This window comes from Rhodococcus sp. 5A-K4 (assembly GCF_046097995.1).
GTDB classification, from domain to species: Bacteria; Actinomycetota; Actinomycetes; order Mycobacteriales; family Mycobacteriaceae; genus Rhodococcus_F; species Rhodococcus_F erythropolis.
Genome location: NZ_JBJURM010000003.1, coordinates 402,558 through 425,504 on the forward strand (window position 1 = coordinate 402,558; position 22,947 = coordinate 425,504).

The window sequence follows — 22,947 nt, forward strand, 5'->3', positions numbered from 1 at the left end:
GGACGCGGCGTTGAATTCCAGTTCGGAGCGGGTCAGAGCTTGACCGACGGCTGACCACTCCTGATGCGACTTACCTCGGATCGAGCGAATTCGACTCGGCCGGTGTTGGTTCCGTGGGAGTCTGCCAGAGCGTCGGCGAGGTCTGCCGCGGCTTCGAGGACGTATTCGGCGCGTTTACGGGCCGCGTGTCCGCCTGCAGATTTGCGGAAAGCCCTGCGTGCCTTGTGGTCGCCGCACAGAGCGACGAATTCTTCGTCCGTGATGACACCACGGTCGACTTCCGGTGCCAGGATGTCGCTCAGGAACTGGCGTTCACGTGGAACCGTCATTCGAAACACGCGGACCACGAGGGTCAATGCAGCGGCGACCATGACAAAGAAGAGCGGAAAGAGGAGTGCATTCTTGCCTTGTGCCAAGGCACCGGCGGAATCCCACAGGCCGTGGAGCAGCATCGCGGTCGCCATCAGCGCGAGTCCGCGCCCCACACGACGCGGTTCCGCCGGCCGTCCCAGTAGATAGACGAGTCCGGCACCGAAGATCGCACTGTACAGAGTGTGTGCGGCCACTCCGAATACCATGCGGAGGATGATCGTCGGCATCGCAGCGCCGACCGGATCGGCTCCGAACTGCGACGCGGCCGAGTTCAAGGCGTACAGAACGTCTTCGAAGATCTGGAAGCCGAGTCCGATGAAGGCGCCGAGGATGAATCCGTCGAATGCGGTGCGCACCAATCGAGATGCCAGTGCGATGAGCAGGAGCAACCCGATGCCCTTGGCGATTTCTTCGGTGAACGGAGCTGTCAGGCCGGGGCCCCAGTCCGATGCCCACGCCTGTCCGAATGTCTTGGCGTACAAGGACAAGATGGCGTCGTTGGCGTTTGCGGCCATCACCCATGTAGCGGCGAAGCTGCCCCACAGGAACGCAACGACGATCAGTTTGACCGGTTGGCGCGCGTACCTGTCGATGTGCTGCGTGAACCACCAGAAGATGGCGCCGTACACACCGAACAGCACCAGCGAAAGCGCGATGGCTTCTCCGTAAGCGCCGGCGGACGACGACAGCAGCGAGAAGAATTTGAAGGCGCCGCTCACCACCAAAGCGAGGTAAACCCAGAAAGCGGCGTTGCGCGGCTGGTAGAACGTGAACGACCTACCCCAACCGGAGTTCTCGATCGCACCGGCGCGGGTGAGGAGATCGTTTGCGGGTTGTGTTGTGGGAGTGCTCATCAGGAACCCTCTCCGGCTCGGTGGCTGATGCTCACGATCATTTGAGCAATGTCGTCCGTGATGGTCGGAGCCACATCGCTCGGCCCGGTGGAGACAACTTCGATGCCTTTTCCGTCGACGACAAATGCTGCGATCACGCCGTCGGCAGTCGAGTTCGAGTAGCTGGTGATGACACCACGAATGCCGCTCGCCGTGGTGATCGAGGAAGAGTCGCCGCTGACGCGCAAAGACTCTGCTGTTGCCAGGGCGTCCGAGGTCTTCTTGATCTGTTCGAGTAGAGCGTTCGCGTCACCGGCGAAGGGTGCCGTGTAGACGGTGAACAGTGCACCGCTGTTCACCAGAGTTGCGCGCTGTGGGAACGAACCGGAGACGGGAGCATCAGTTTCGCGGACCCCGTCTGTGATTCCCCAGCCGACGGCGGGAACGAAGGTGATGCCGTCTTTGAGTTCCATGACATCCCCGGCCACGACTTCGTCGTCGTAGGCGACAGAGTTGTTGACGGCCGGGATGAGGATGCTCATGACTATCGCAACGGCCAGCACTATCGCTGCCGGGATGATGGTCGCTCGGTCCAGGCCGAACCATCTACGGTCGACGGGAACCCAGCGATCCTCGGGTTCGAATGGCGTCCGCGGCGGGTCGTCCCGCACTGTGGTTTCCGTTTCGGTCATGTTTGCCCGGGCTTTCGTGAGTGCTTGGTAAGGCGTTCGCGGGCCGCAGTATCCGATTTGTACTGCACGCCGTTTGTGCTGGGTCGACAGCGAATCTGAGGAGTGCGCCTCAGGGGGTAAAAGTACCAAACAGAACGATTCAGGCAGGACGTGAACCTGGACATCGCTTTGGGGGAGTTTCGAAAGGCGCCGGCCCGGCGTCTGCACGATGTTTACGTGATTCTCAGTATTGGTGCGTAGCTTGGTCGTTGGCTCGTTGACGCCCTCGGGATGTTGACGTGCCGCCCAAACTTTTGTTGTCGACTGTTCAGATACTGGTGAGCTAAAGGATCGCGGCCGGCCACCCGTACTGAATATCGTCGACACGCAGCGTGTTCCTTCGGCGCGCGCACCTGTTCAGTATCTGGAGTGGAACCGTGTCTCAGTGGCCGTGCCAATGAAGATCTCGAAGAAGGTAGCCCTGGTGCTGGTGGCTGCATTCGCGTTGACGTTGGGTTCGGGGGAAGTCGGAACCGCCCGCGCAGACACGCCTGTCCGGGTGAGTGTGGCCGGTCATGTTGTGAGCGCCGGACACTTCGAGCAAGTGCGGCGCCCCAACCGGTGTGTGAAGGCTGGGCCGGGGAAGTCGAAACCGAGCGAGCAGAAGTCCACGAATCGCAGTGGGCGTCGAGGTAGCGGGGGATGCTTCTGACGGTGGTTGCGAAGTTCCGCAATCAGCCGTCCTGAATCTGTAACACGTTCTAATCTTGCGTGATGGACGTGACCTATGAGGGGACCAAACGCGAAGTCGCTACCGACAAGGGGACTTTGCGCTTTCACGAGGCGGGCGATGGTCCGCCGTTGATCCTGTTGCACGGCTCAGGGATCGGTGTGAGTGGTTGGCGGAACTATCGGGGGAACCTCGAGGTATTCGCGAAGCATTTCCACTGCTACATCCTCGAGTTCCCGGGTTTCGGCGTGAGCGATCCGGTCGCCGGCCATCCGGTGATCACGGCAGCGTCGTCGGTGATCCGATTCATGGACGCGCTGGGAATCGAATCGGCTGCGATGATCGGCAATTCGATGGGTGGGGTTGTCGGCGTCAACGTCGCGATGAGGTTCCCGGAGCGTGTCTGCAGGCTGGTCACCATCGGTGGCGTCGGCCCGAACATCTTCAGTCAGAATCCAAGTGAAGGTACCCGTCTCCTGCAGGACTTCGCCGACGCTCCCAGCCGTGAGAAGTTGGTTCGATGGCTCGAATGCATGGTGTACGACAAGACTGTCGTCACCGAGGCGCGGATCGAGGAACGATGGGAAACGGCCAACGATCCGGCCTCGCACCAGGCATTGACCGCGATGTACGGATCCAAAGCCTTTGCCGCTCAGCAGCAGATGATGTCCAACTCGGATGTGCCGCCGTACTGGTCGATGATGCACAAGGTGCAATGCCCGACCTTGCTGACATGGGGGCTCGACGACAGGCAGTGTCCACCGGACATGCCGATGATTCCGATGCGACTGATTCCGAACGCCGAACTGCATGTATTCCCGAACTGCGGGCACTGGGTGATGATCGAAGCCAAGGAGGCATTCGAGCGCGTGACCCTCGAGTTCCTGCTTCGATGACCTGCTGATGCATTCACGTGGCACGGATTGATGTGGCACGAACGCACAAGACCCGGCGCCTCCGAATGAGGCGCCGGGTCTGTGTTTGTGCCCCCAGTAGGACTCGAACCTACGACCTGCGGATTAAAAGTCCGTAGCTCTACCAACTGAGCTATAGGGGCGCGGCGCAGAGTCTAACGGGACCGCAGAGTCCGTGAAAACACCACCCCCACCAGAAGGGCGATTCCGATGACGGCGATGGTCCCGCCCGTGCGATGCAGACCCGCGTCGTCGATGGTTCCGCGCATGGTCAGCTCGATGACGACGGCCGCAAGGTTGGCGCCGATGTACTGGATTGTTCGGTACAGGCCGATCGCGGTCCCGACGTCGGCGGAGGTGGTCACCGAGTTGATCAGGTTCTGGTTTCCCATGTTGTTGAAGCCGTTGGGGATGCCCAGGATCGCCGCTATCAGCAGGAGTGCCACAAGGGGAGTCGAACTAGATTCGACAAAGGCGATCAGAATCCCGCCGACAGCCAACGCGGCGGTGCCGATCAGGAGGGTGATTCGTGCGCCGAATTTCCCGTACACCCTGGACGCGGACATGGTCGCGAAGATCCCGACCGCAGCGACGGGCAGCATGAAGAGCCCGGCGCTGATCGGTGACATTCCGCGGGCTACCTGTAGCCACTGGGGGAGTCCGAAGAAGATGCAGTAGAACGCTGTGTAAGTCAGCAGGGTCCGGCCGAGAGTCATGCTCAGTGCGCGGTTTCGGGCGACGGCACGGACGTCGATGAACGCCGAGGCGGTTCGACGTTCCCACCAGACGAACAGGAACGCGAAGAGGGCCGTCGACGGGACGAGATACCACTTCGCGTGCTCGGCGAGAGACAGGAGAAAAAGCATCGTCGACGTCGTCAGGGCCAGAAACAGCGTGATACCGAGTGGGTCGAGTGACTTGAACAACGCAGTGGCGCCGGCCCGGTCGGGCAGGGCGGAGTCGCTCGGAGCGGCGAAGAAGACCCATATGGCAGTGACGACGACAAGCGGGAGGTTCACCCACATGATCGACTGCCAACCGAGTGTGCCGACCAGCAACCCGCCGAGAGTAGGCCCCAGCGCGACGACCGATTGAGCGCAAATGGTGAGTGTTGCTATAGCTGAACGGGTTTGAGCCCGGTGACGGTCAGCGTATTCGCGGATGACGGTCATCGCATTCGGATACTGTGTCGCCGTGCCGATTCCGAGCAGAATTCGCGCCGCGATAAGCCAACCCAGCGACGGGGCGAGCGAGCCGAGGATCGATCCGGCAGCGATCAGACCCAATCCCGCCAGATAGACGCGTTTGGCGCCGAGGATCGATCCGAGTCGCCCCGCCGCCGGTGCCGTGACTGCAGTCGCGATGTAGAGAGCCGAGATGACCCACGCTGTGCCCGAACTGGAACCGAAGTATGTGGCGATCGGGACGATTGCCACCGCAATCATCGACGAGTTCAGTGCCTGAAGAACGGTTCCCGAACCGAGAGCAAGACTCAGTTTCAGGGGAACGGAGGCTTGGGGTGTCGACGTTTCGACGACGGCGGTCACGGGTTCATCAGTGACTCCTCTGATATCGATGTCGATGCTGGGGACGCGCCCTGGCCTAGTCTGCGCAGGATTCGGCCGGCGATCAGAAGCAAGTCACGCTCGGCTTCGGTGCACTCGGCGTCGATGACCTCGGCCAGCCACTGCGTGCGTTTCGTTCGGTCTTCGTGAAGGGTCGACGTGCCTAGTTCGGTCATCGTGACCAAGGCCGCGCGGCCGTCCGATGGATCCGCCCTTCGCGTCACCATGCCCTGTTCCTCGAGCGCGGCCACGGTCTTTGCGATGGATTGCGGTGTGACGCGCTCGAATTTCGCCAACTCTTTTGCGGTCAACGGACCTTGTCGGTCGAGGTGGCCGAGAGCTTGGATCTGGCTCGGCGTGAGTTTGTGGTCGTGGCGTTTGGTGCGGAGACGCCGGACGAAGGCACCCAGATCGTCCCAAAGTACGTCGATCTCGTCCCGAGTCTTGCTGCGACCCTCGCCATCGTTCATTTAGACAGTCTAACTGTGTTATTTCGATGCTGCCAGCACGGTTTCGACAAAAGCTGGGGAATAAACAATCGCATTAGTTGTTTAAAACCTTGGGATTGCCGTTCATTCGTCGGCGAAGTAGTTCCGTCTGCGAGGTCGGATTATCGGAATCTCGGACACGAAAAAGCTCGGATGCGCACCCCCTGCAGCGCACCCGAGCGGCCAAAACCATACCACTTGGTGTCTTTTGGGCATAAAGTCGGTTGTTGTCCCCCGAACAGCCGATTGCCTCTAGTACTTTTGGCGGGTATCGCTCTAGTCCTTACGTAGGGTGTGTTGGAGGGGATATTGTGAGGTTTCGGGGGATGACAGGCGCCGATCACGGCGATTCTGCGTACCAACTCTGCGAGAGGCACAACACCGTAAATGGCACGTCAACAAGAGCGTGCGCGGCGTACCCGCGCCGCCCTGGTCGAAGCGGCTGCAGTCGAATTCGCCAAGCGCGGCTATGCAGCTGCGTCGGTGAACACGATCCTCGAGGGCTCCCGCGCCACCAAAGGCGCCATGTATTTCCATTTCCAGTCCAAGGAAGAGTTGGCGCGAGCGGTTCTGACCTCGGCTATCGAAACCTTCACTGGAATCACTGATCGTTGGGCCAAGAGAACAGACCTCGATCCATTCGTCGCATTGCACGGGCTCGTGCTCGACATTGCCGAGGTCTTCCGTACCGAGGTAATCGTGCAGGCGGAATTCCGGCTGATCATCGAGCCGGAGTTCTACAAGGATGTGCAATCTGGTGGCGGGCAGGTCTGGGGAAAGACCGCCTACGAGTTGGCATTGCGCGCCAAGGACGACGGTTTGCTCCGCGAAGACGTGGACCCGGAGAAATTCACGCGCGTACTGGCAGCGAGCCTTGCCGGCCAGCGGTACATGGCGGACCTGATTGCCTCGAGTGGCGATCTGGGTGTGTGGTTCGAGGAGTCCCTCGAAGTGGTGCTCGAAGCCATGGCTACACCGGAGTGGTTGGAGAAGTTTCATCGCGACGGCTGGCCACAAGTGGAGTTCCCCGACGCGGAATAGTCCACTTTTCGCCCATGACCAGGCGATTTGTGATTTCCGAACGCTGTGCCATAAGCTATCCAAGCTCCCAACGGAACGCCGTTGGGGTACTAGTTCGGAGAGATCCGGCGGGCCCCCTTCGTCTAGCGGCCTAGGACGCCGCCCTTTCAAGGCGGTAGCGCGGGTTCGAATCCCGTAGGGGGTACGTTTTGCGAAAGCGAAACGATGCAGTATGGTTTGACCCGCACGACACGCTTTGAGATGCACAAATGCCAGGCCAGGACAGTGGTTTGGGAGCGGCTCGAAGATGTAGTACGGTTTCACAGCAAGGAAAAAGCAAGGCCCTGTGGCGCAGTTGGTTAGCGCGCCGCCCTGTCACGGCGGAGGTCGCGGGTTCGAGTCCCGTCAGGGTCGCAAAGCTTTGTTCTCAACCAATTGGTTGAGAACAAAGCAATGCGATAGGCATTCGGTTCGGGTGCCGTCCGGCCAGGTAGCTCAGTTGGTACGAGCGTCCGCCTGAAAAGCGGAAGGTCGCCGGTTCGATCCCGGCCCTGGCCACCATAATTCTTATCGACAAGCTCCAATCTCATGTTCTTCGAACATAAGGTTGGAGCTTTTTCGTGCTCGGATGTCAGTCGCCGTCAACCACTCGGCCCGATCATCTCAGTTGTGCGCATCCTTTGTCTCCGTGAATGTTTCCGGTCACCGGGAACGTGCTGGGCGTCACTCCACAGAGGACATCACTATTAGCCGATTGCGGCCGATCCGTGGCTGCGTCTACTGGAAGTGAGGTGGAATCTCCGTGTCGCACTCGAGATCTTGGCGCATCGGGAAAGTCAGCCGGGTCGCCGTCGCATTGCTCGGTACCGGGGTTCTGTTGGTGGGCTGCGCGAGCAACGGTGACGACAGCGGGACCGATACGACGAACACGTCGGGGGACGTCGTGACCGGCATGGTCAACGAGCAACCGGACCCAGGCGACGCGGTCGCCGGCGGGACCATGACGTACGGCGTGCAGGTGCTCGTTCCCTCACTCGACCCGACCAAGACGGCAGCGCGCGGCGGTTCCGGCGGTGAGGCCTTCGCTGCGGTGTACGACGTCCTGATGAGTTACGACACTGCGAGCGGCGAGTTCGAGCCCAAGTTGGCTGAATCGCTCGATACCAGCGACGACGGAAGCACGTGGACGTTGAAACTTCGCGACGGTGTGAAGTTCAGCGACGGTTCCGCGCTCGACGCCAACGCCGTGATCACAAGCATCGATCGGTACAACGCGGGCAAGGGCAATGGCGCCGAGTTGTGGCTGGCTTCGGTGGAATCGGCGCAGGCAAGCGGTCCCACGACGGTCGACTTCAAGCTGAAAACGCCGTGGATGCGCTTTCCGTCGATGCTCGCTCTCGGGCACGGGATGATCGTCGCCCCGAGTTCGCAGCAAGGCGACAAGTTCACCGCGGTGGGTGCCGGACCCTTCACCGAAGATCTCTTCACACCGAGTGTCGAGCGAATCTTCAAGGCCAACCCGTCCTACTACGGCGGTGCTCCCAAGCTGGACAAACTGCGGATGGTTGCACTCAACGGTCCGCAGGCCAATCTCGAATCATTGAACAGCGGTCAGCTCGATGTTGCCTACATTCGCGGCCTTACTTCGGCGATCAATTCCGCCAAGTCCGCTGGTTACCCCGGCTACATCGACGTGCTCAACGCCGGTAGTGCCGAGATTGTCAACAATCGTGAAGGCCGACCGGGCTCGGATGTTCGCGTTCGCCAGGCTATCGGCTACGCGCTGGACACCACGTTGATCGATCAGCGCGTGGAAAACGGTGAGGGACTGCCTGGCTCGGAGTTGTTCGGTCCGACGTCGCAATGGCACGTAGACACACCGGGTATTGCCTACGACCCCGAAAAGGCCAAGGAGCTTCTGAATCAGGCGAAGGCAGACGGATACGACGGCACTCTCGACTACGTCGTGCTCAGTGAGCCCAAGGACCACGCGATCGGCCTCGCCGTGCAGTCACTGTTGCAGGCCGTCGGGTTCGAGGTGAACTTGATCTTGGCCAACAACGCCGGCGACATCGTGCAGAACGTCTACGTCAAGCACGATTTCGACCTCGCGCACGCGGGCATCGGAATGTACGAGTCGATTCTCGATCTCGGATTGTTCTCCACGACCAACAGCACCTCGATGGCGAATACTGCTGGATATGCGAACCCGGCGATGGATCAGCTGATCGCAGATCTACAACAAGCCAAGGATAATTCGTCGACCCTGGCGATCATCGGCAAGATTCAGACGCTGTGGAACGAGACGGTTCCGTCGGCGCCGATCGGCGGGCTCACGTCGTTCTGGGCTTGGCAGAAGAACGTGCACGGTGTGGTTCCGACTGCAACCGGCATCATGCTGTTCGATCAGGCATGGATGGGCGCGAAGTAGCGTTCCAGCGCACACCGAGAGCCCCGTCCGACGCGAGTCGGGCGGGGCTCTTTGGTGTCTACGTCGGCTAGCGTTGCGCAACCCTTTCGATCAGGATGATTGTATTGAAATATGTTGTAGGTCAATATGATTCGTCAAGTGCGATTTGACTTGTTCAGTGTCGCCCGCATAGATTGCATCCACCATCCAGAGTGGCTGAGAGACCTGGCTCGATGATGCCGCAGCAACCCGCTACCTAACCGCAGTGTGGGTGCTACCGCCAGGACCGATGGAGGACACATGACTGTATTTGCCGTGGGTATCGAACTGGACGGCGAGGGCACTCACCCCGCTGCCTGGCGCCGAAGCTCACATCGCCCGGATCAGTTGCTCACGGGTAAGGCTGTGCGCGATCGCGTCGCGGCTGCCGAGAATGCGGGCTTCACCTTCGCGACGTTCGACGATTCCATCCTCCCTCCGAGTGGTGACGTTGTCGGCCGCATCGATGCCGTCTCCAGGGCGTCATACGTGGCGGCGACGACCAGCACGATCGGACTGGTCTCCGTCGTCGGGACCACGTACGCCGAACCGTTCCACACCTCTTCGCAATTGGCGACATTGGACTACTCCTCGCGTGGGCGTGGCGGCTGGCTTGCTGTTCCGGTCGAAGACGATGCCGCGGCGAGGGCGTGGGGGAGGGCTCCGGTAACGACGGAGTCGGCGCGTCAACAGGAGCAGCGGGATTCGGTTGCCGTCGTGACAGATCTCTGGGATTCGTGGGAGGACGACGCAGTCGTCCGTGACTATCTCAGTGGGCGTTTCCTCGAGCGTGATCGTCTGCATTACGTCAATTTCGAGGGCGACACCTTCTCGGTGAAGGGGCCGTCAATCGTTCCGCGGCCGCCGCAAGGCCAGTTGGTGGTGTTCGGCCGCTACGGCGCCATCGAACCGCACCAGGCCCATGTTGTTCTCGTTTCCGGTGATTCGGTGAAGGCCGTTGCACAGTCGGCTGCCAAGGCGCGCGATGAGGGCGCGTCATTGGTGGTCGCCGAGGTCGATGTGGCATTCGATACGCCGAATCTGTCTGCGGCGCAGCGGTTGATCGAGCTGAACTCGTACGGGAATGCCGTCGTCACTGGCCGACTGCTCCTGGCTGCAGATCCGGGGGAAGCGGCCGTGGTTCTGAAGGAATTGGCCGGACACCTCGACGGTGTTCATTTCCACCCTCTCGTGATCGACGAGGACCTTCCGGTGCTGGCCAAATTCGTGCTTCCGGCGCTGTCGAAGTCCGGGTTGACGCGACGCCCGGTTCCGGGATCGACTCTGAGGGGCAACCTCGGCCTGCAGCGGCCCGCAAATCGATTCGTCCACTCCTCCTGACTTGACTTCGCGCTAAGGACATTTCGGCTATGACTGCATCACGCTCCGCCGTACCTCGACCCGACGCTCACGTTCACTTCGGCGTCTTCTTCCAAGGGGTCAACCACACCACCATCTGGTCCGATTCCTCGAGCGGATCCCAGATCGACTTCGAGACGTTTCGGCGGTTGGTACTCACCGCCGAGCGAGGTCTGTTCGACGCCTTCTTCCTCGGTGAGGGCCTTCGTCTTCGCGAGCAGAACGGCAAGATTCTCGATCTGGATATCGCCGGCCGCCCCGACGCCATTGCGCAGTTGGCCGCCCTCGCCGGTATCACCGACAAGATCGGGTTGGTCGCGACACAGAACACCACGTACAACGAACCGGCCGACCTCGCCCGTCGACTCTCCGGTCTCGATCTACTTTCCGACGGACGGGCCGGCTGGAACGCGGTGACCACCGACAACGCTTGGACGGGAGAGAATTTCCGTCGCGGTGGTTTCCTCGACCACGCCCTGCGTTACGAGCGTGCCGGACAGTTCATCGAAACTGCACGGGCACTGTGGGATTCGTGGTCCGACGACGCGATCTCGGACTCTCGCACGTCCGAGAACTGGTCGACTCCGGGAGCCGTGAGCGACGTACGCCGCCAGACTTCGCAGTTCGACATCTCCGTGACGCCGACGCTTCCCCGCAGCAGACAGGGACATCCGGTCATCTTTCAAGCGGGCGATTCGCCGACTGGACGCGATTTCGCGGCGACGCACGCCGACGTCATCTTCTCGCGACACGGGACGCATTTCGACGGCGCGCTCGACTTCGCCGACGACATTCGGGCTCGGTTGCGTAGCGTCGGGCGACCGGAGGACGACGTCAAGATCCTGCCCAGCACGCAGATCGTGTTGGCGGAGAACGAGTCCGAGGTCGAAGAGAAGGCGCGGTGGGTCCTCGAAGGTCAGTTCACCGGCCAAACCGCACTGTCCCTTGTCGGATTGGTTTGGGGGAAGGACCTTTCCGACCGAGACCCGGACGGTCCACTACCGGAGGAAGATCCGGTTGCGCGCCCGGTGTCCGAGACGCGCGGTTCCGCGCGAGACGGCAACGACCCCATTGCGATTGCACGTGAATGGCGGGCTCTCGCCGAGGCAAAGAACCTGTCGCTACGTCAGGTCGCCATCGAGACCTCGCAGCGTTCGGGTTTTGCGGGCACTCCGGGGCAGGTCGCAGATCAGTTGGTCCATTGGGTGCGCAACGGAGCTTCGGACGGCTTCAATATCTCGCCGTACCTGGTGCCGACCGGGCTCGACGAGATCGTGGACTGGTTGATCCCGGAACTGCAGGAGCGTGGGGCGTACCGCACCGAGTACTCCACGTCGACGCTGCGAGAGCACTTGGGGTTGCGACCGCCGCTCACGCGTCGGGCCGCGTCTGAAGTTGCGGGGTAACGGGTCCTGTCCCACACGGTCACAGCGGCGGCCGAATCCACCAAGCTCGATTCGGCCGTCCGCTGGGAGATCATCGTCTGCGTAGCCGCGGGCTTCACCACCCTTCTCGATTCGGCGGTGCTCGGAATCGGGGTTCCGTCGATCCGGGCGTCGCTGGGCGCGTCGACCTCCGAGGTGCAGTGGATCCTTGCGAGCTATTCGCTGACTTTCGGCTTGGCCCTTGTGCCGGCGGGCCGACTCGGTGACGTCGTCGGGCGTCGACGCTTGTTCTTGGCGGGGCTGAGCATTTTCGCTGTGATGGGAATCCTCGGAGCATGTGCGTCGGATCCGTCGATGATCGTGTTGGCTCGTCTTGGGCAGGGGATCGGCGCAGGCACCATCAGTTCGCAGGTGCTCGGCATCATCACCGACCGGGTGTCCGGAAAGGCTCGGGCGAAGGCGTTAGGCGCGTACAGCACCGCGGGTGGTCTGGCCGGCGTTTCCGGACCGATCCTCGGTGGCGTTCTGCTGAAGTATTCTGACGCCGACTTCGGATGGCGGTTGCTTCTCGTTCTCAACGTGCCGTTTGCCGTGATCACTCTGATTTTGGCGTTTCGCTTTCTGCGCCGTGATCGAACTACCCGATCGGGCGCATCGATCGATCCGGTTGGGCTGTGTCTGCTGGCGACTACGACCGGGCTCCTGTTGTGGCCCATCGTGACCCGAACCAGTGTCACTGTGGCTGCGGCTTTCCTGATCGGTGCGTTCGGCGCTGCCGTTGCCTTCTGGTTCTGGGAACGTCGGTACGCCGAGCGCGGCGGGACGCCGGTACTGCTTCCGTCGTTGATCGCCTCGAGGGGCTTCCGGTTGGGTACGACGGTTGCACTCTTCTGGTTCGGATCCATCCTCGCCGTCAACGCGGTGCTCAGCCTCTATCTGATCGAGGGTTTGGGCTTCGCCCCGCTGAGTGCGGCGTTGATCATGACCGGTAGCTCACTCGCGATGGCATTGACGTCGGCTTTCGGATGGCGGCTGGTTGCCAGGTTCGGCCGAAGTGCGGTGGTTTTTGCCATCGTCGGCGAGATCCTTGTCATCCTCGGCTACATCGCAGCGGTCAATCTGATTCCGCGGGAACATCTGATCCCGGTGCTGGTGGTCCTGGCGGTGTTGTCGGGAGTTGCCAGCGGTTTGGTCGACGCGCCCAATCGGGTGCTGACTCTCGAATATGCACCGCCGGGCGCGAACGGTGTTGCGGCGGGTTTCCTTCAACTGTCTCAGCGCCTGTCAGCGACCATCTCGCTGGCCGCGGTATCGGGGTTGTATCTCGGTGTGCTCGGATCGTCGCCCGACGGATATGGACGTGCGTTCGGGATCGCGCTTGCCGTCTGCGTGGTCATGTTGACGCTCTCGTTGGCGGGAGCGGTGGCAGACCGACGCCGGCGAAGGACGTGACCTGGTATTTCGTGGGTCTACATGGACCTCGGGAGGCCGAGCCCGTGTGACTCATGGGACTTGTGTTACCCATGGGTTAGGAGTCGTGGGACGATACTTGTGTGGTGACCGGTCGCAGTGAAGACAAGCCCAACGGTCGCGGGAGTGGAGAGCCAGTTAACTCACCCCGTGGATCGTCGGACAAACGTGACCGCACATCGACACCCTTCCGCGCTCGAACGGCGATGTGGACGAATCGGCCACTGTTCGATTTCCATATGATCGTCGGTCTGGTCGTGCTGATCGTCGCGTTCGGACTGCTGATGGTGCTGTCGTCTTCGGGCGTCGAATCCTATGTTCTGTCCGGGACGTCCTACGCCCGCTTCTGGCCGCAGTGCATGTTCGCAGCGATCGGTTTGGTGATGTTCGTGGCGGTCGTGCGGTTGCCGACCGAAACGATGCGTAGAGCCTCACCATGGCTGCTGATCCTGTGTCTTGTTCTGCTTGTCCTGGTGCTGATTCCAGGTATCGGCTCGGAACAGATGGGTGCTCGCAGCTGGTTTGTGATCGCGGGTATTTCCTTCCAGCCGTCGGAGCTGGCCAAACTTGCTCTGGCGATCTGGTCCGCGGCGACGGTTGCGTCGTTCATGAACGCGCGGATGGATGTCAACCGTGCGCTGCCGGTGATCGGCGGTACGACGCTGCTGGTTCTGGTTCTGGTGGTGTTGGAGAAGGACCTCGGAACCACGATCACGATCGGCATCATCTTCATGTCGGTGTTGTGGTTCGGGCTGTTCCGGATGAAGACGTTCATCAGCCTCACGCTCGGTTCCGCAGTCGCATTTCTCGTGCTCGGGCTTACTGCTGGTTACCGCTCGGATCGCATCAAGGCTTTCCTCAATCCTGATCTCGACCCGCAAGGCTTGAACTTCCAGAGCACTCAGGCCAAGTACGCATTGGCGAACGGCGGCATCTTCGGTCGCGGTCTGGGGCAGTCCGACGCCAAATGGAGTTACCTCCCTCAGGCGCACAACGACTTCATTTTTGCCGTGATCGGTGAAGAGTTGGGTCTGGTCGGTGCGCTGATCGTCGTTGCTCTCTTCGCCGCGGTTCTGATCGTCGGACTGCGAATCGCGAAGCGGTCGACCGATCCGTTCCTCAAGGTCATGACGGCGACGGCAACGACGTTGATCGTCGTGCAGGCGTTCATCAACATCGCCTACGTCGTTGGCCTGATTCCGGTGACCGGTCTGCAACTACCGCTCATCTCGGCGGGCGGAACGTCGATGATCACCACCTTGCTGATGTTCGGGCTCATCGCGCACGCAGCCTTCCGTGAGCCCGAGGCTGTCGCCTCGGCCGAGAGCAGCGGTCGCGGTTGGATTCCGCTGGTCTTCGGCAAGCCTCGGTTCGGCATTGCCAAGAAGCCACAGACTGACCGACGTCGGCCGCCTGCTCGCCGCGCCCAGCCGGCCCCTACTGGTCAACGCCGACCGGAGCGACGGGCGCCGCAACCCGACAGGCGCCGGACTCAAGCGCCGGGCCGACGCGCACCGTCGCGCGACTGGTCGGAAGATCCACGTAGACGCGGCCGATCCGATCGGCCGCGGCGCGCTTCCTGATCTCGGCCAGTCTTACTGGCGGCCAGCTCGGAAGCGGGCAGTCATGCACCCGACGATTGCGTTGGGCGGCTACATTGGGAGTCGGCAAAACGACGTCTAATTAGGGTTGTGGACATGGCAGGTGGCGACAAGGCAGACCAGTCGGTGGTCGAACGTAGCTCGGTGACCGGACGTCGTACGACGCCGTCGCAACGAGCGCGTTTTCGCCGGATTGTCGACGCCGCAATGGAATCCGCCTCCGAAGGCGGCTACGACGCGGTGCAGATGCGATCGGTCGCCGATCGCGCCGGCGTCGCGATCGGCACTGTTTACCGGTATTTCCCGTCCAAGAACCACATGCTCGTCGTCGCATTGTTGTGGATGTTCGAGGGTTTGCGTGACAGATTCCAGGACTTTGTAATCCCGGGCGAGACTCCGTCGGACCGAATTCTGTTTGTGCTGCGCAAGAATACGGAGGTCCTCGAGACCGATCACCTCCGTTACGAAGCGTTGGTTCGGGCGTACATGTTCGCGGACGCATCGGCGACTCCGGAACTCAACGCGCTCGGTGGGGTCGTGACCGAGATGTTCGCGAAGGCGATCGGCGTCGAGGAAGTCTCGCAACAGCAGATGGATGCGGTGAAGGTCATCGACGACGTCTGGATGTCGAGTCTGGTCTCGTGGGTTGCCGGCCGGATGACGACGGACGAGGTGATGGCGCACCTCGAACTTGCCGTGCGACTGGTCTTTCGCAAGTTGGGTGGATAGCGCTCAGACGGTGTAGCCGCCGTCGACGTTGAGCTTTTGACCGCTGATGAATCCGGCCGCGTCGCTTGCGAGGAAACATACTGCTTCGGCGATGTCGACAGCTGATCCGAAGCGCTTCAACGGAATTCGGCTCATTGTCACGTCGAGTGCGCTCTGGTCGAGTTCGGCGGAGTTGATCAGTCGCTCCGCCATTCCGTCCGTCAACATGCCTGGTCCTACCGCGTTGAACCGAACGCCGTAGCGTCCTTCCTCTGCGGCGAATCCGCGAACAAGTTGTTCGACAGCCCCTTTGGTGCCTGCGGAGAGTCCGTCGCGCACGGGAAAACGATCCGTTGCCGCGGTTGTCACCGCTACCACCGAACCCGAAGATGCCCGCAGCGCAGGCAGGGCGGTGTGGACGAGTGTGAAGAACGCCGCGGCTTCCTGGTTCAGTTGTTCGGTGAAGAACGCCGGCGTCACGCGTGAGAGGTGCGTCATCGGGACGTGCGGTCCCGCAGCGTGGACCAGTGTCGTCAACGCTCCCAGATCACTGACCGCATCGCGGACGGCGGAGCTGATCGACAACTCGTCGGTCAAGTCGAGAGAGTACGAGTGGGCGAGCACGCCATGCGCTCGAATCTGCTCGCTCAGTTGCTCGGCAGCGTCCTTGTTGTTTCGGTAGGTGAAGGCGACGTCGTGCCCGCGGTCGGCGAGAGTCAGGGCGATCGCTGACCCGATTCCACCGGTTCCGCCGCTGACAAAAGCGGTGCGTACTGCGCTCACAATGCCTCCAGAGGTGTGCGTTTCATAACCTAGCAAATGCTTGGTTGGGTTATGTCAGGGAATATATCAGTACGCGAAGGACAGGCTCAGATTGCTATCGCAACCGGACTGATCGTCCTAATCTGTTGCCATGTCCGGAGACAGTGTGCAGTTGACCGACGGGGCGCCCGGTGGGGAATCGGAACCTCACGCACCGAGTTTGAACAATCGCCTGAATTGGCTGCGTGCAGGTGTTCTGGGGGCAAACGACGGAATCGTCTCGACCGCAGGCCTCGTGGTCGGTGTCGCGGCAGCCACAACCGAGCGCTCCGCGATCTTCACGGCCGGTTTCGCTGGCCTGGTTGCCGGCGCTGTGTCCATGGCGTTGGGTGAGTACGTCTCGGTCAGCGCTCAGCGAGACACCGAACGCGCACTCCTGCAGAAGGAGAAGAAGGAACTCCTCGAGACACCGGAGGCGGAACTCCAGGAACTGACCGAGATCTACGAGAACAAGGGATTGAGTCCGGAGACGGCCCGCCGCGTCGCCGAAGAATTGACCGAGCACGATGCTTTTGCGGCACACGTCGAAGTCGAATTGGGTATCGACCCGGATGATCTCACCAATCCATGGCATGCGGCGATTTCGTCGGCAATCTCGTTCACGATCGGTGCGGCGATCCCGTTGGTCGCAATTCTGTTGCCGCCGACGGGTATCCGCGTCCCCATCGCCTTCTTCGCAGTGCTGATCGCACTTGCACTGACCGGGACGATCAGCGCGACGCTCGGCGGAGCCCGCAAGACCAGAGCGGTGCTACGAGTGGTGATCGGCGGCGCGCTCGCGATGGCTGTGACCTACGGAGTAGGTCAGTTGGTGGGCACGGGCCTCGCCTGACCCCTGCTGTGCGCCTTTATTAACCGCGGGGGGTTAATAAAGGCGCACAGCAATTCAGGCGCGACAGATCATGACCGGCCCTGGCGCATGGTGCAGCAGATTCTGGCTGGTCGAGCCCATCACGGCGGCGGCCATCGCACTGCGGCCATGGCTTCCGACAACTATCAACTGCGCGTCGTCGGCGTACTTGAGCATGACGGGGGCGGCGGCGCCGGGTTCACTGATGCGGGTGACCGGCACGTCCGGGTACTGATCGGCCATGCCGGCCAGGTTCTCTGCCAGCAGTGCCGATTCCTCCTGCTCGACGGCCTCCCAGTCGATGAGGATTCCCGCTCCGCCTTCGCGGAAGGTGGACGAGCCCTGCCAGGTGTGGACCGCGATAAGCGGCGCGTCGAACTGATCGGCATAACGAAACGCGTACTCGACGGCCTTCTTGCTCAACGCACTTCCGTCGACTCCGACGATGACGGGACGTTGATCCGGACCGGGATTCTCCGCCGAACCACGCCAGACGGTGACCGGACAGGTTGCGTGATTTGCCACCTTCAGTGCGGTCGATCCGAGCAGTCGCGAGCGCAGTGCGCCGGATCCGGTCGACCCCATCACGATCAGGCGTGCGGTACCCGAGGATTCGAGGATGTGCGTCGACGCCGGGCCCGGTGCGATCTCGGATTCGATGGTCAGTTCCGGGAATTCAGCTGAAATCACCGCGGCGGCGGCATCGACGATCGCTTCGCCGTCTTCGCGGATCTGGCTGAGGAACTGCGACTGCAACATCACTGCAGCGGGACTGTAAATCGGACCCTCCTGCGGCAGGGCATGCACCAGAATCAGTCGTGAGTTCACCGCGTTCGCGACCGAGGCTGCCCACCGGGCCGCCGCCGTCGAGGCCTCGGATCCGTCGATACCGGCGACGACGTCCTGGTGTCCTGCAAGTGTGTTCATGTCTACTCCTCTGAAATGATCGAGATCGGTCGACTGGTTGCAGCCTGGTCACCAGAGTGACGACGCTGATTTGACGGCTTCCTTCCACGTCTTGCGGAGCAGTGTTGATTGCCCGTCGGCGATTTCCAGTTCTCGTCGGTAGGCCATGCCCAATCCGAAACTGGTGAGCGAGGTGTGCTCCTGCTCCGCAGCAATTTCGAGCAGGTGATGTTGGGCTACAACGGAATCCTGATGCTCGCCGAGAACATCCTGGAAGTGGCTGAAATGCTTCAAGGCGCGCTTGGCCCGGCTCTTCGACACCGGTTCCATGACCTCGATCGCGTACTTCATCCGCTTGGCGCCCTTGCGTGCGCGGTGCATTCGCTCGTCACGCTCGGTGCGGGTATCGGCATCGAAGACGTGATCGACTCGCTTACCGACCTTGTGAGCTAGATGGCGCAGGGTATGCGCCAGCTCTCGTGCCGACGCCTTTTTTCCTACACGGTGGGCGGCAGTGTCGAATTCGAGGTCGCCGACGTACTCGTCGAGTCGATCGAGCAGTGCGGTGTAGCGCTCGGAATCGAGCGCTTCGAGGGCGGTTTCCTGCGCGGTTTCACCGCGGGCCGAGAAGTACTCGTCGATTCGAGCGCGCACTGCTTCTCGCTCGGGCATCTCGTCGATTTCACCGAGTCGTTCCACAAGACGCTCCCACTGGACCTCGACGTCGCGGGCGTCACCGAACTTTCCACCGATCCACCGAAGATCCGTGATGAGATCGTCGGTCTTGGGGGAGTGACCGGCGTACGACTGTAGAGCGCTGCGGATACGACGTGCTGCGACCCGGAAGTCGTGAACGGCTTCGTCGTCGGCGCGGCGCGTGCCGAGATCCGCGGCGACCAGTGCGCGCAGTTGTTCGATGAGGTAATTACGCAACAGAATTCGCGGATTCGACGCTTTGCCAGTGGTTACCTCGTGGCCGACGTATGGAGTGACCGAAGTGCCCAGTGCTCGTTTGAGTTTGGACGGACTCGCAGAACGCTCGAGCCCCGCGTCCAGTAGAACCGACTCGATTGCATCGGCCAGGGCCTGCCCGCCTGCGCCTTGTTCGACCTCGACTTCCTGCCACGTCGACTCACCGGAACCGTCTGCCTTGCAGGCGATGACGGTGTCGGAGACCACTTCGGCAAGCAGAACACCGTTTTCGCCGTTGAGTCTGGTGCGCTCCCGATCGGTGATGATCAGGGCGACCGGCACCAGATCGTGACCGCGGATGACCGCCCGGATCAGACTCGCCAGCGGCGAGGGCACATCGGTGCTCTCGTCCGGGGGAAGCTGGATTTCGGTTCTAGTGTCCTCGCCTGCGGGAAGTTTCATGTGCCACCCCGCGTCGTCGCCGCCCTCACGCTTGCGCAGCGTGATCTTCTCGGCGAGTAACCGGTAGTCGGCGGTGTCGAAGTAGGTGGCAGAGAGCTGTATCGAGTCGTGGACCGGTTCGCCGACGACACCGGGAAGTCCACCCAGCGCGGGAACTTCCTGCTCGGCCGGCGCCTCGTACTTGCGCTCGATCTCCCGTACGGCTTCGGGTACGACGGCGGTCTTGCTCATCTGGTCTCCTCTTGCGGTGCGGTCTGCGCTTCCATCCTCCCGGTATCGGAGGCGCAGTGGAAGGGTCCGGGGTCCCTACGGCGAGTCGCCACGGCCTGATTCGTCCGGCCAGGACAGTGTCCGCCGACTTTCGAACCGTTGCAGCCGGCCGGTCGTGGGATCCTCGAACTCGAGAACCTTCGACAGCAGGCGCAGCGGGTTCGAATAATCCTCTGCGGCAACGTCGTAGAAGTCGGGATAGAAGTTGTCGCCGTGGATCGGTAGCCCGAGCGAGGTCATGTGCAGGCGAAGTTGATGGGTCTTGCCGGTATGGGGAATCAACCGGTACCGCGCGAAGCCGTCTCGCGTCTCGATCAGTTCGATCCGCGACTCGCTGTTGGGTTCGCCCTCGATCTCCGCGGCCTTGAGCACGCCGCGTTCTTTCACGATGCGACTGCGCACGACCACGGGAGTGCTCACCTGCGCGTCGTAACGCGCGATGGCCTCGTATTCCTTGGTGACGCGGCGCTCGGCGAACATGGTCTGATAGCCGCGCCGGGCCGCCTGATGCACGGTGAACAGCAGCAGTCCTGCCGTGACGCGGTCGAGGCGATGCGCTGGACTCAACTCCGGCAGATCGAGATCTCGACGCAACCGCACCAAGGCCGATTCGGCGATGTATCGCCCGCGGGGCGTGCTCGCGAGAAAGTGCGGCTTGTCCACGACCAGGATGTTTTCGTCCCGATAGAGGATGTCGATCTCGAACGGCACCCGCGCTTCGACCGGAGCGTCGCGGTACAGGTAGACGAAACGCCGGGGGGCGAAACCGCTCGTCTCGGTGATCGCGACGCCCTTCTCGTCGACGACCTCCCCGGCTGCGACTTTCTCCCGTAGGCGGACGGCGTCCTGGGGAAACCGTTCGAGCAGGTAGTCGAGCGTCGTCGCCCACATGCCGTCGTCTGGCTGACGGATGCGACTCGGGTTCAGGCCGTCGCGGACGGGAAGGGGAGATCGTGACACATCTTCAAAGCTAGCCGTCCGGGCGGCATCGAGACCTATTGACGACATATGGGACGGAAGTTACTATCCGGTAAGTTCATGACGCCGGTCACTGTCGTGGGGGCAGGGCTGGGTCATCACAACAGAAAATTGGGGTTTTCGTGAGGACACGACTTCTACGTCGAAGGTCGACAACGATTGCGGTGGGGCTGTGCGTCGTGGGATTGACGGTGCCGAGCGCCGTCGCTTCCGCGGATCCGACGGGAGGGTCGGACGGACAGACCTGGCTCGCGGCCACGGAGACTGCGCCGCAGTATCCGGGCGTCTCCGTCGAGTGGGACGTACCCATCACGATGAGTGACGGCACGGTTCTGCAGGCAAATGTGTACCGACCGGCGGATGCGTCCGGGCGCGCTGTGGAATCGAAGGCGCCTTCGGTTCTCAACATAACTCCGTACACGAAACTGCTGGACACGTTGGTGGATTCAGCTCTGTCGATCCCGCAGGTGGGTGAGACGTTGATGGACGTGGCGAACTCGCTCGACCTCGCGGCGCCGTTCGACGGAGTCTCGGAGTTGACGGGCGTCATAGCCGGCGGAGGCGCCAGGGTTCTCGGCGTCAACCGTGATCTGGTCCAGAACGGATACACGCAGGTAGTGGTCGACGCACGTGGAACCGGCTTCTCCCAAGGTAATTGGGACGTGCTCGGCAAGCGCGAGCAACAGGATTCGGTCGAAGTCATCGATTGGATGAGCAAGCAGGGGTGGTCCGACGGCAAAGTGGGGATGGCCGGAATCTCGTACTCCGCGATCAACTCCGTACAGGCCGCGAGTAACAATCCGCCTGCGTTGAAGGCAATCTTCCCGGTCGAACCAGGCAACGATCTGCTACGCGACATCGTCGGAACCGGTGGCGGACTCGGAGTCGGGTTCATGCCGTTGTGGCTGACCGCGGTCAACGGGCTCAAACTCATTCCGAACGTTCAGGACATCCTGCAAGGCAACTTCGATCCACTGTGGTTGGCGAGCCGCCTCGAGGATCCCGGCACCCTGATTCCTGAACTGGTACAAGCGATGACGGCCCAGAGAATCGAGGACGTGTCACCGTCGACTCTGCAAGTCGCACAGGACGGTCAGTTCTATCAGGACCGATCCGCTGACGTCGGCAACATCACTGTTCCGACGATGGTCTACGGCGGTTGGCACGACATCTTCGCCAACAGCGAGCCGCGGATCTACAACGGAATCGATCTGCCGGCCGGGCAGAAGCAGTTGATCATGGGCAACGGCTATCACGTCACTCCCGGTGGAGGATTCGGCAAGGACGGTGCGCCGCCTCGCCTCGACGTACTCGAACGCGCGTGGTTCGACAAGTGGCTCAAGGGCATCGACAACGGAATCGAGCGATACGGTCCGGTGACGATGTTCCAGCAAGGTGGCGGATGGATCACGGATGATCAGTTCCCGCGAGCGGGCGCGACGTACGAACGTATGTATCTGAACTCCGCGCCCAGCGGAACTGCCGCACACGCGGCCTACGACGGTTCACTGACCAGTGACCAGCCCAGTGCCGCAGCGCGATTGACAGTCGCACCCGGACTGCGAGGCTTCTGCTCCGGTGACGGAACTCAGGGCACTGCCGGGATCTCCGTGGTGCTCGGTGCGTCGTGTTCCAAGGATTCCCGATTCCAGGAAGCGGAGGGTCTGACGTTCACCGGTGAGGCAGTCACGGAGCCGACCTCACTCTCGGGCCCGATCAACGTCCACCTCGAGACAGTCCTGGACGTGACGGACGGATTCTGGGCAGCGACGGTCAACGACGTAGCGCCGGACGGAACATCGACACCGATCACGAACGGCGCTCTGACTGCGTCGCTCCGGGCGGTCGACGATTCCAAGAGCACTCGCTCGGCCAACGGTGACTACAGTGAACCGCACCACTATCTGACGATCGACACGCGTCAGCCGGTGGTTCCCGGTGAGGTCACCGCCGTCGACATCAACATGCTCCCGACCGACGCAGTGCTACAACCCGGTCACCGGCTCCGCGTCGACGTCTACGCTGCCAGCGTGCCGCGATACCTGGCGCTCGGGCCGATGCTTGCCGACAGCCAACTGAAGCCGCAGCACATCGAATTGGCTGCGGATCGGCCGAGCTTCGTCAACGTTCCGTTCGTAGGGGGTCGCTGACCCGGACTGGATCGGCGGCGTGAGAACCTGCG

The 22,947-nt window shown here is 61.8% G+C and carries 19 protein-coding genes, 4 tRNA genes and 1 riboswitch; of the genes, 14 read left to right on the forward strand and 9 right to left on the reverse strand.

From position 1 onward, the window contains the following. Positions 1 to 32: 32 nt before the first annotated feature. A complete protein-coding gene (locus ACKAMS_RS06590) occupies positions 33 to 1,226 on the reverse strand; it encodes a PrsW family intramembrane metalloprotease (protein ID WP_269576967.1) in 1,194 nt (397 codons plus the stop codon). Next, positions 1,226 to 1,897 carry a hypothetical protein gene (locus tag ACKAMS_RS06595; protein ID WP_269576968.1) on the reverse strand — a complete coding sequence of 224 codons (672 nt, stop codon included), beginning with the start codon at positions 1,895 to 1,897 and terminating at the stop codon, positions 1,226 to 1,228. Before ACKAMS_RS06595 ends, ACKAMS_RS06590 begins: the two co-directional genes overlap by 1 nt. A 424-nt stretch (positions 1,898 to 2,321) precedes the next feature. Between ACKAMS_RS06595 and ACKAMS_RS06600 the strand changes: the two genes are divergently transcribed. Next, positions 2,322 to 2,588 carry a hypothetical protein gene (locus ACKAMS_RS06600; protein WP_139120553.1) on the forward strand — a complete coding sequence of 89 codons (267 nt, stop codon included), beginning with the start codon at positions 2,322 to 2,324 and terminating at the stop codon, positions 2,586 to 2,588. A 62-nt stretch (positions 2,589 to 2,650) separates the two neighbouring features. After that, positions 2,651 to 3,502 (forward strand): alpha/beta fold hydrolase, encoded by an 852-nt coding sequence (locus tag ACKAMS_RS06605; protein WP_408988778.1) that lies wholly within the window; start codon positions 2,651 to 2,653, stop codon positions 3,500 to 3,502. A gap of 88 nt (positions 3,503 to 3,590) precedes the next feature. Here the strand turns inward: ACKAMS_RS06605 and ACKAMS_RS06610 are convergent. The 3 genes from ACKAMS_RS06610 to ACKAMS_RS06620 form a co-directional block, all read right to left on the reverse strand. Further along, a tRNA-Lys gene (locus tag ACKAMS_RS06610) sits at positions 3,591 to 3,663 on the reverse strand. Positions 3,664 to 3,675: 12 nt separating this feature from the next. Continuing rightward, entirely contained in the window at positions 3,676 to 5,067 is a 1,392-nt protein-coding gene (locus ACKAMS_RS06615; protein ID WP_408988779.1) for an MFS transporter, read from the reverse strand. Continuing rightward, a complete protein-coding gene (locus ACKAMS_RS06620) occupies positions 5,064 to 5,555 on the reverse strand; it encodes a MarR family winged helix-turn-helix transcriptional regulator (RefSeq protein WP_021345391.1) in 492 nt (163 codons plus the stop codon). The genes ACKAMS_RS06615 and ACKAMS_RS06620 overlap by 4 nt, the downstream gene beginning before the upstream one ends. 405 nt (positions 5,556 to 5,960) lie before the next feature. Here ACKAMS_RS06620 and ACKAMS_RS06625 point away from each other — a divergent pair, with 405 nt between their 5' ends. The 10 genes from ACKAMS_RS06625 (at position 5,961) to ACKAMS_RS06670 (ending at position 15,586) form a co-directional block, all read left to right on the forward strand. Continuing rightward, the gene (locus ACKAMS_RS06625; protein WP_019745065.1) at positions 5,961 to 6,614 is read left to right on the forward strand and encodes a TetR family transcriptional regulator; all 654 of its coding nucleotides are present in this window, start codon (positions 5,961 to 5,963) and stop codon (positions 6,612 to 6,614) included. 111 nt (positions 6,615 to 6,725) lie between these two features. Beyond that, positions 6,726 to 6,798, forward strand: a tRNA-Glu gene (locus ACKAMS_RS06630). Between the two features lie 135 nt (positions 6,799 to 6,933). After that, positions 6,934 to 7,007, forward strand: a tRNA-Asp gene (locus tag ACKAMS_RS06635). Between the two features lie 70 nt (positions 7,008 to 7,077). After that, a tRNA-Phe gene (locus ACKAMS_RS06640) sits at positions 7,078 to 7,154 on the forward strand. A gap of 241 nt (positions 7,155 to 7,395) precedes the next feature. Then, entirely contained in the window at positions 7,396 to 9,024 is a 1,629-nt protein-coding gene (locus ACKAMS_RS06645) for an ABC transporter substrate-binding protein (RefSeq protein ID WP_020970592.1), read from the forward strand. A 179-nt stretch (positions 9,025 to 9,203) separates the two neighbouring features. Next, a riboswitch (SAM riboswitch) is annotated at positions 9,204 to 9,299 on the forward strand. A 4-nt stretch (positions 9,300 to 9,303) separates the two neighbouring features. Continuing rightward, a complete protein-coding gene (locus tag ACKAMS_RS06650) occupies positions 9,304 to 10,383 on the forward strand; it encodes an LLM class flavin-dependent oxidoreductase (protein ID WP_408988780.1) in 1,080 nt (359 codons plus the stop codon). Between the two features lie 29 nt (positions 10,384 to 10,412). After that, on the forward strand, positions 10,413 to 11,807 hold the full coding sequence (locus tag ACKAMS_RS06655) for an NtaA/DmoA family FMN-dependent monooxygenase (RefSeq protein ID WP_408988781.1): 1,395 nt from the start codon (positions 10,413 to 10,415) through the stop codon (positions 11,805 to 11,807). Between the two features lie 69 nt (positions 11,808 to 11,876). Beyond that, positions 11,877 to 13,238: an MFS transporter gene (locus ACKAMS_RS06660; RefSeq protein WP_164840885.1), complete on the forward strand. Its 1,362-nt coding sequence runs from the start codon at positions 11,877 to 11,879 to the stop codon at positions 13,236 to 13,238. A gap of 224 nt (positions 13,239 to 13,462) precedes the next feature. Next, a complete protein-coding gene (gene ftsW / locus ACKAMS_RS06665; RefSeq protein ID WP_020908900.1) occupies positions 13,463 to 14,839 on the forward strand; it encodes a putative lipid II flippase FtsW in 1,377 nt (458 codons plus the stop codon). 114 nt (positions 14,840 to 14,953) lie between these two features. Then, a complete protein-coding gene (locus ACKAMS_RS06670; RefSeq protein ID WP_019745059.1) occupies positions 14,954 to 15,586 on the forward strand; it encodes a TetR family transcriptional regulator in 633 nt (210 codons plus the stop codon). A 3-nt stretch (positions 15,587 to 15,589) separates the two neighbouring features. On the opposite strand, the gene ACKAMS_RS06675 is transcribed toward ACKAMS_RS06670, so the two are convergent. Next, positions 15,590 to 16,348 (reverse strand): SDR family NAD(P)-dependent oxidoreductase, encoded by a 759-nt coding sequence (locus tag ACKAMS_RS06675; protein ID WP_069145698.1) that lies wholly within the window; start codon positions 16,346 to 16,348, stop codon positions 15,590 to 15,592. Positions 16,349 to 16,478: 130 nt separating this feature from the next. Here ACKAMS_RS06675 and ACKAMS_RS06680 point away from each other — a divergent pair, with 130 nt between their 5' ends. After that, complete coding sequence (locus ACKAMS_RS06680; protein ID WP_019745057.1) at positions 16,479 to 17,219, forward strand: VIT family protein; 741 nt, start codon at positions 16,479 to 16,481, stop codon at positions 17,217 to 17,219. A gap of 54 nt (positions 17,220 to 17,273) precedes the next feature. On the opposite strand, the gene ACKAMS_RS06685 is transcribed toward ACKAMS_RS06680, so the two are convergent. The 3 genes from ACKAMS_RS06685 to ACKAMS_RS06695 all read right to left on the reverse strand — a co-directional run bounded on the left by ACKAMS_RS06685 (position 17,274) and on the right by ACKAMS_RS06695 (position 20,747). After that, complete coding sequence (locus ACKAMS_RS06685) at positions 17,274 to 18,164, reverse strand: universal stress protein (protein ID WP_020970585.1); 891 nt, start codon at positions 18,162 to 18,164, stop codon at positions 17,274 to 17,276. A gap of 48 nt (positions 18,165 to 18,212) precedes the next feature. Beyond that, positions 18,213 to 19,748: a CYTH and CHAD domain-containing protein gene (locus tag ACKAMS_RS06690; protein WP_408988782.1), complete on the reverse strand. Its 1,536-nt coding sequence runs from the start codon at positions 19,746 to 19,748 to the stop codon at positions 18,213 to 18,215. Between the two features lie 75 nt (positions 19,749 to 19,823). Beyond that, complete coding sequence (locus tag ACKAMS_RS06695; RefSeq protein ID WP_024487285.1) at positions 19,824 to 20,747, reverse strand: pseudouridine synthase; 924 nt, start codon at positions 20,745 to 20,747, stop codon at positions 19,824 to 19,826. Positions 20,748 to 20,887: 140 nt separating this feature from the next. Here ACKAMS_RS06695 and ACKAMS_RS06700 point away from each other — a divergent pair, with 140 nt between their 5' ends. Next, a complete protein-coding gene (locus ACKAMS_RS06700) occupies positions 20,888 to 22,915 on the forward strand; it encodes a CocE/NonD family hydrolase (protein WP_024487284.1) in 2,028 nt (675 codons plus the stop codon). Positions 22,916 to 22,947: the final 32 nt, after the last annotated feature.

What these genes read in the sequence shown, in the direction of transcription:
- ACKAMS_RS06590 (WP_269576967.1), bottom strand. Translation starts at nt 1,226, where the DNA reads ATGAGCACTCCCACAACACAACCCGCAAACGATCTCCTCACCCGCGCC.
- ACKAMS_RS06595 (WP_269576968.1), bottom strand. Translation starts at nt 1,897, where the DNA reads ATGACCGAAACGGAAACCACAGTGCGGGACGACCCGCCGCGGACGCCA.
- ACKAMS_RS06605 (WP_408988778.1), top strand. Translation starts at nt 2,651, where the DNA reads ATGGACGTGACCTATGAGGGGACCAAACGCGAAGTCGCTACCGACAAG.
- ACKAMS_RS06620 (WP_021345391.1), bottom strand. Translation starts at nt 5,555, where the DNA reads ATGAACGATGGCGAGGGTCGCAGCAAGACTCGGGACGAGATCGACGTA.
- ACKAMS_RS06625 (WP_019745065.1), top strand. Translation starts at nt 5,961, where the DNA reads ATGGCACGTCAACAAGAGCGTGCGCGGCGTACCCGCGCCGCCCTGGTC.
- ACKAMS_RS06650 (WP_408988780.1), top strand. Translation starts at nt 9,304, where the DNA reads ATGACTGTATTTGCCGTGGGTATCGAACTGGACGGCGAGGGCACTCAC.
- ACKAMS_RS06655 (WP_408988781.1), top strand. Translation starts at nt 10,413, where the DNA reads ATGACTGCATCACGCTCCGCCGTACCTCGACCCGACGCTCACGTTCAC.
- ftsW (WP_020908900.1), top strand. Translation starts at nt 13,463, where the DNA reads ATGTGGACGAATCGGCCACTGTTCGATTTCCATATGATCGTCGGTCTG.
- ACKAMS_RS06670 (WP_019745059.1), top strand. Translation starts at nt 14,954, where the DNA reads ATGGCAGGTGGCGACAAGGCAGACCAGTCGGTGGTCGAACGTAGCTCG.
- ACKAMS_RS06680 (WP_019745057.1), top strand. Translation starts at nt 16,479, where the DNA reads ATGTCCGGAGACAGTGTGCAGTTGACCGACGGGGCGCCCGGTGGGGAA.
- ACKAMS_RS06685 (WP_020970585.1), bottom strand. Translation starts at nt 18,164, where the DNA reads ATGAACACACTTGCAGGACACCAGGACGTCGTCGCCGGTATCGACGGA.
- ACKAMS_RS06690 (WP_408988782.1), bottom strand. Translation starts at nt 19,748, where the DNA reads ATGAGCAAGACCGCCGTCGTACCCGAAGCCGTACGGGAGATCGAGCGC.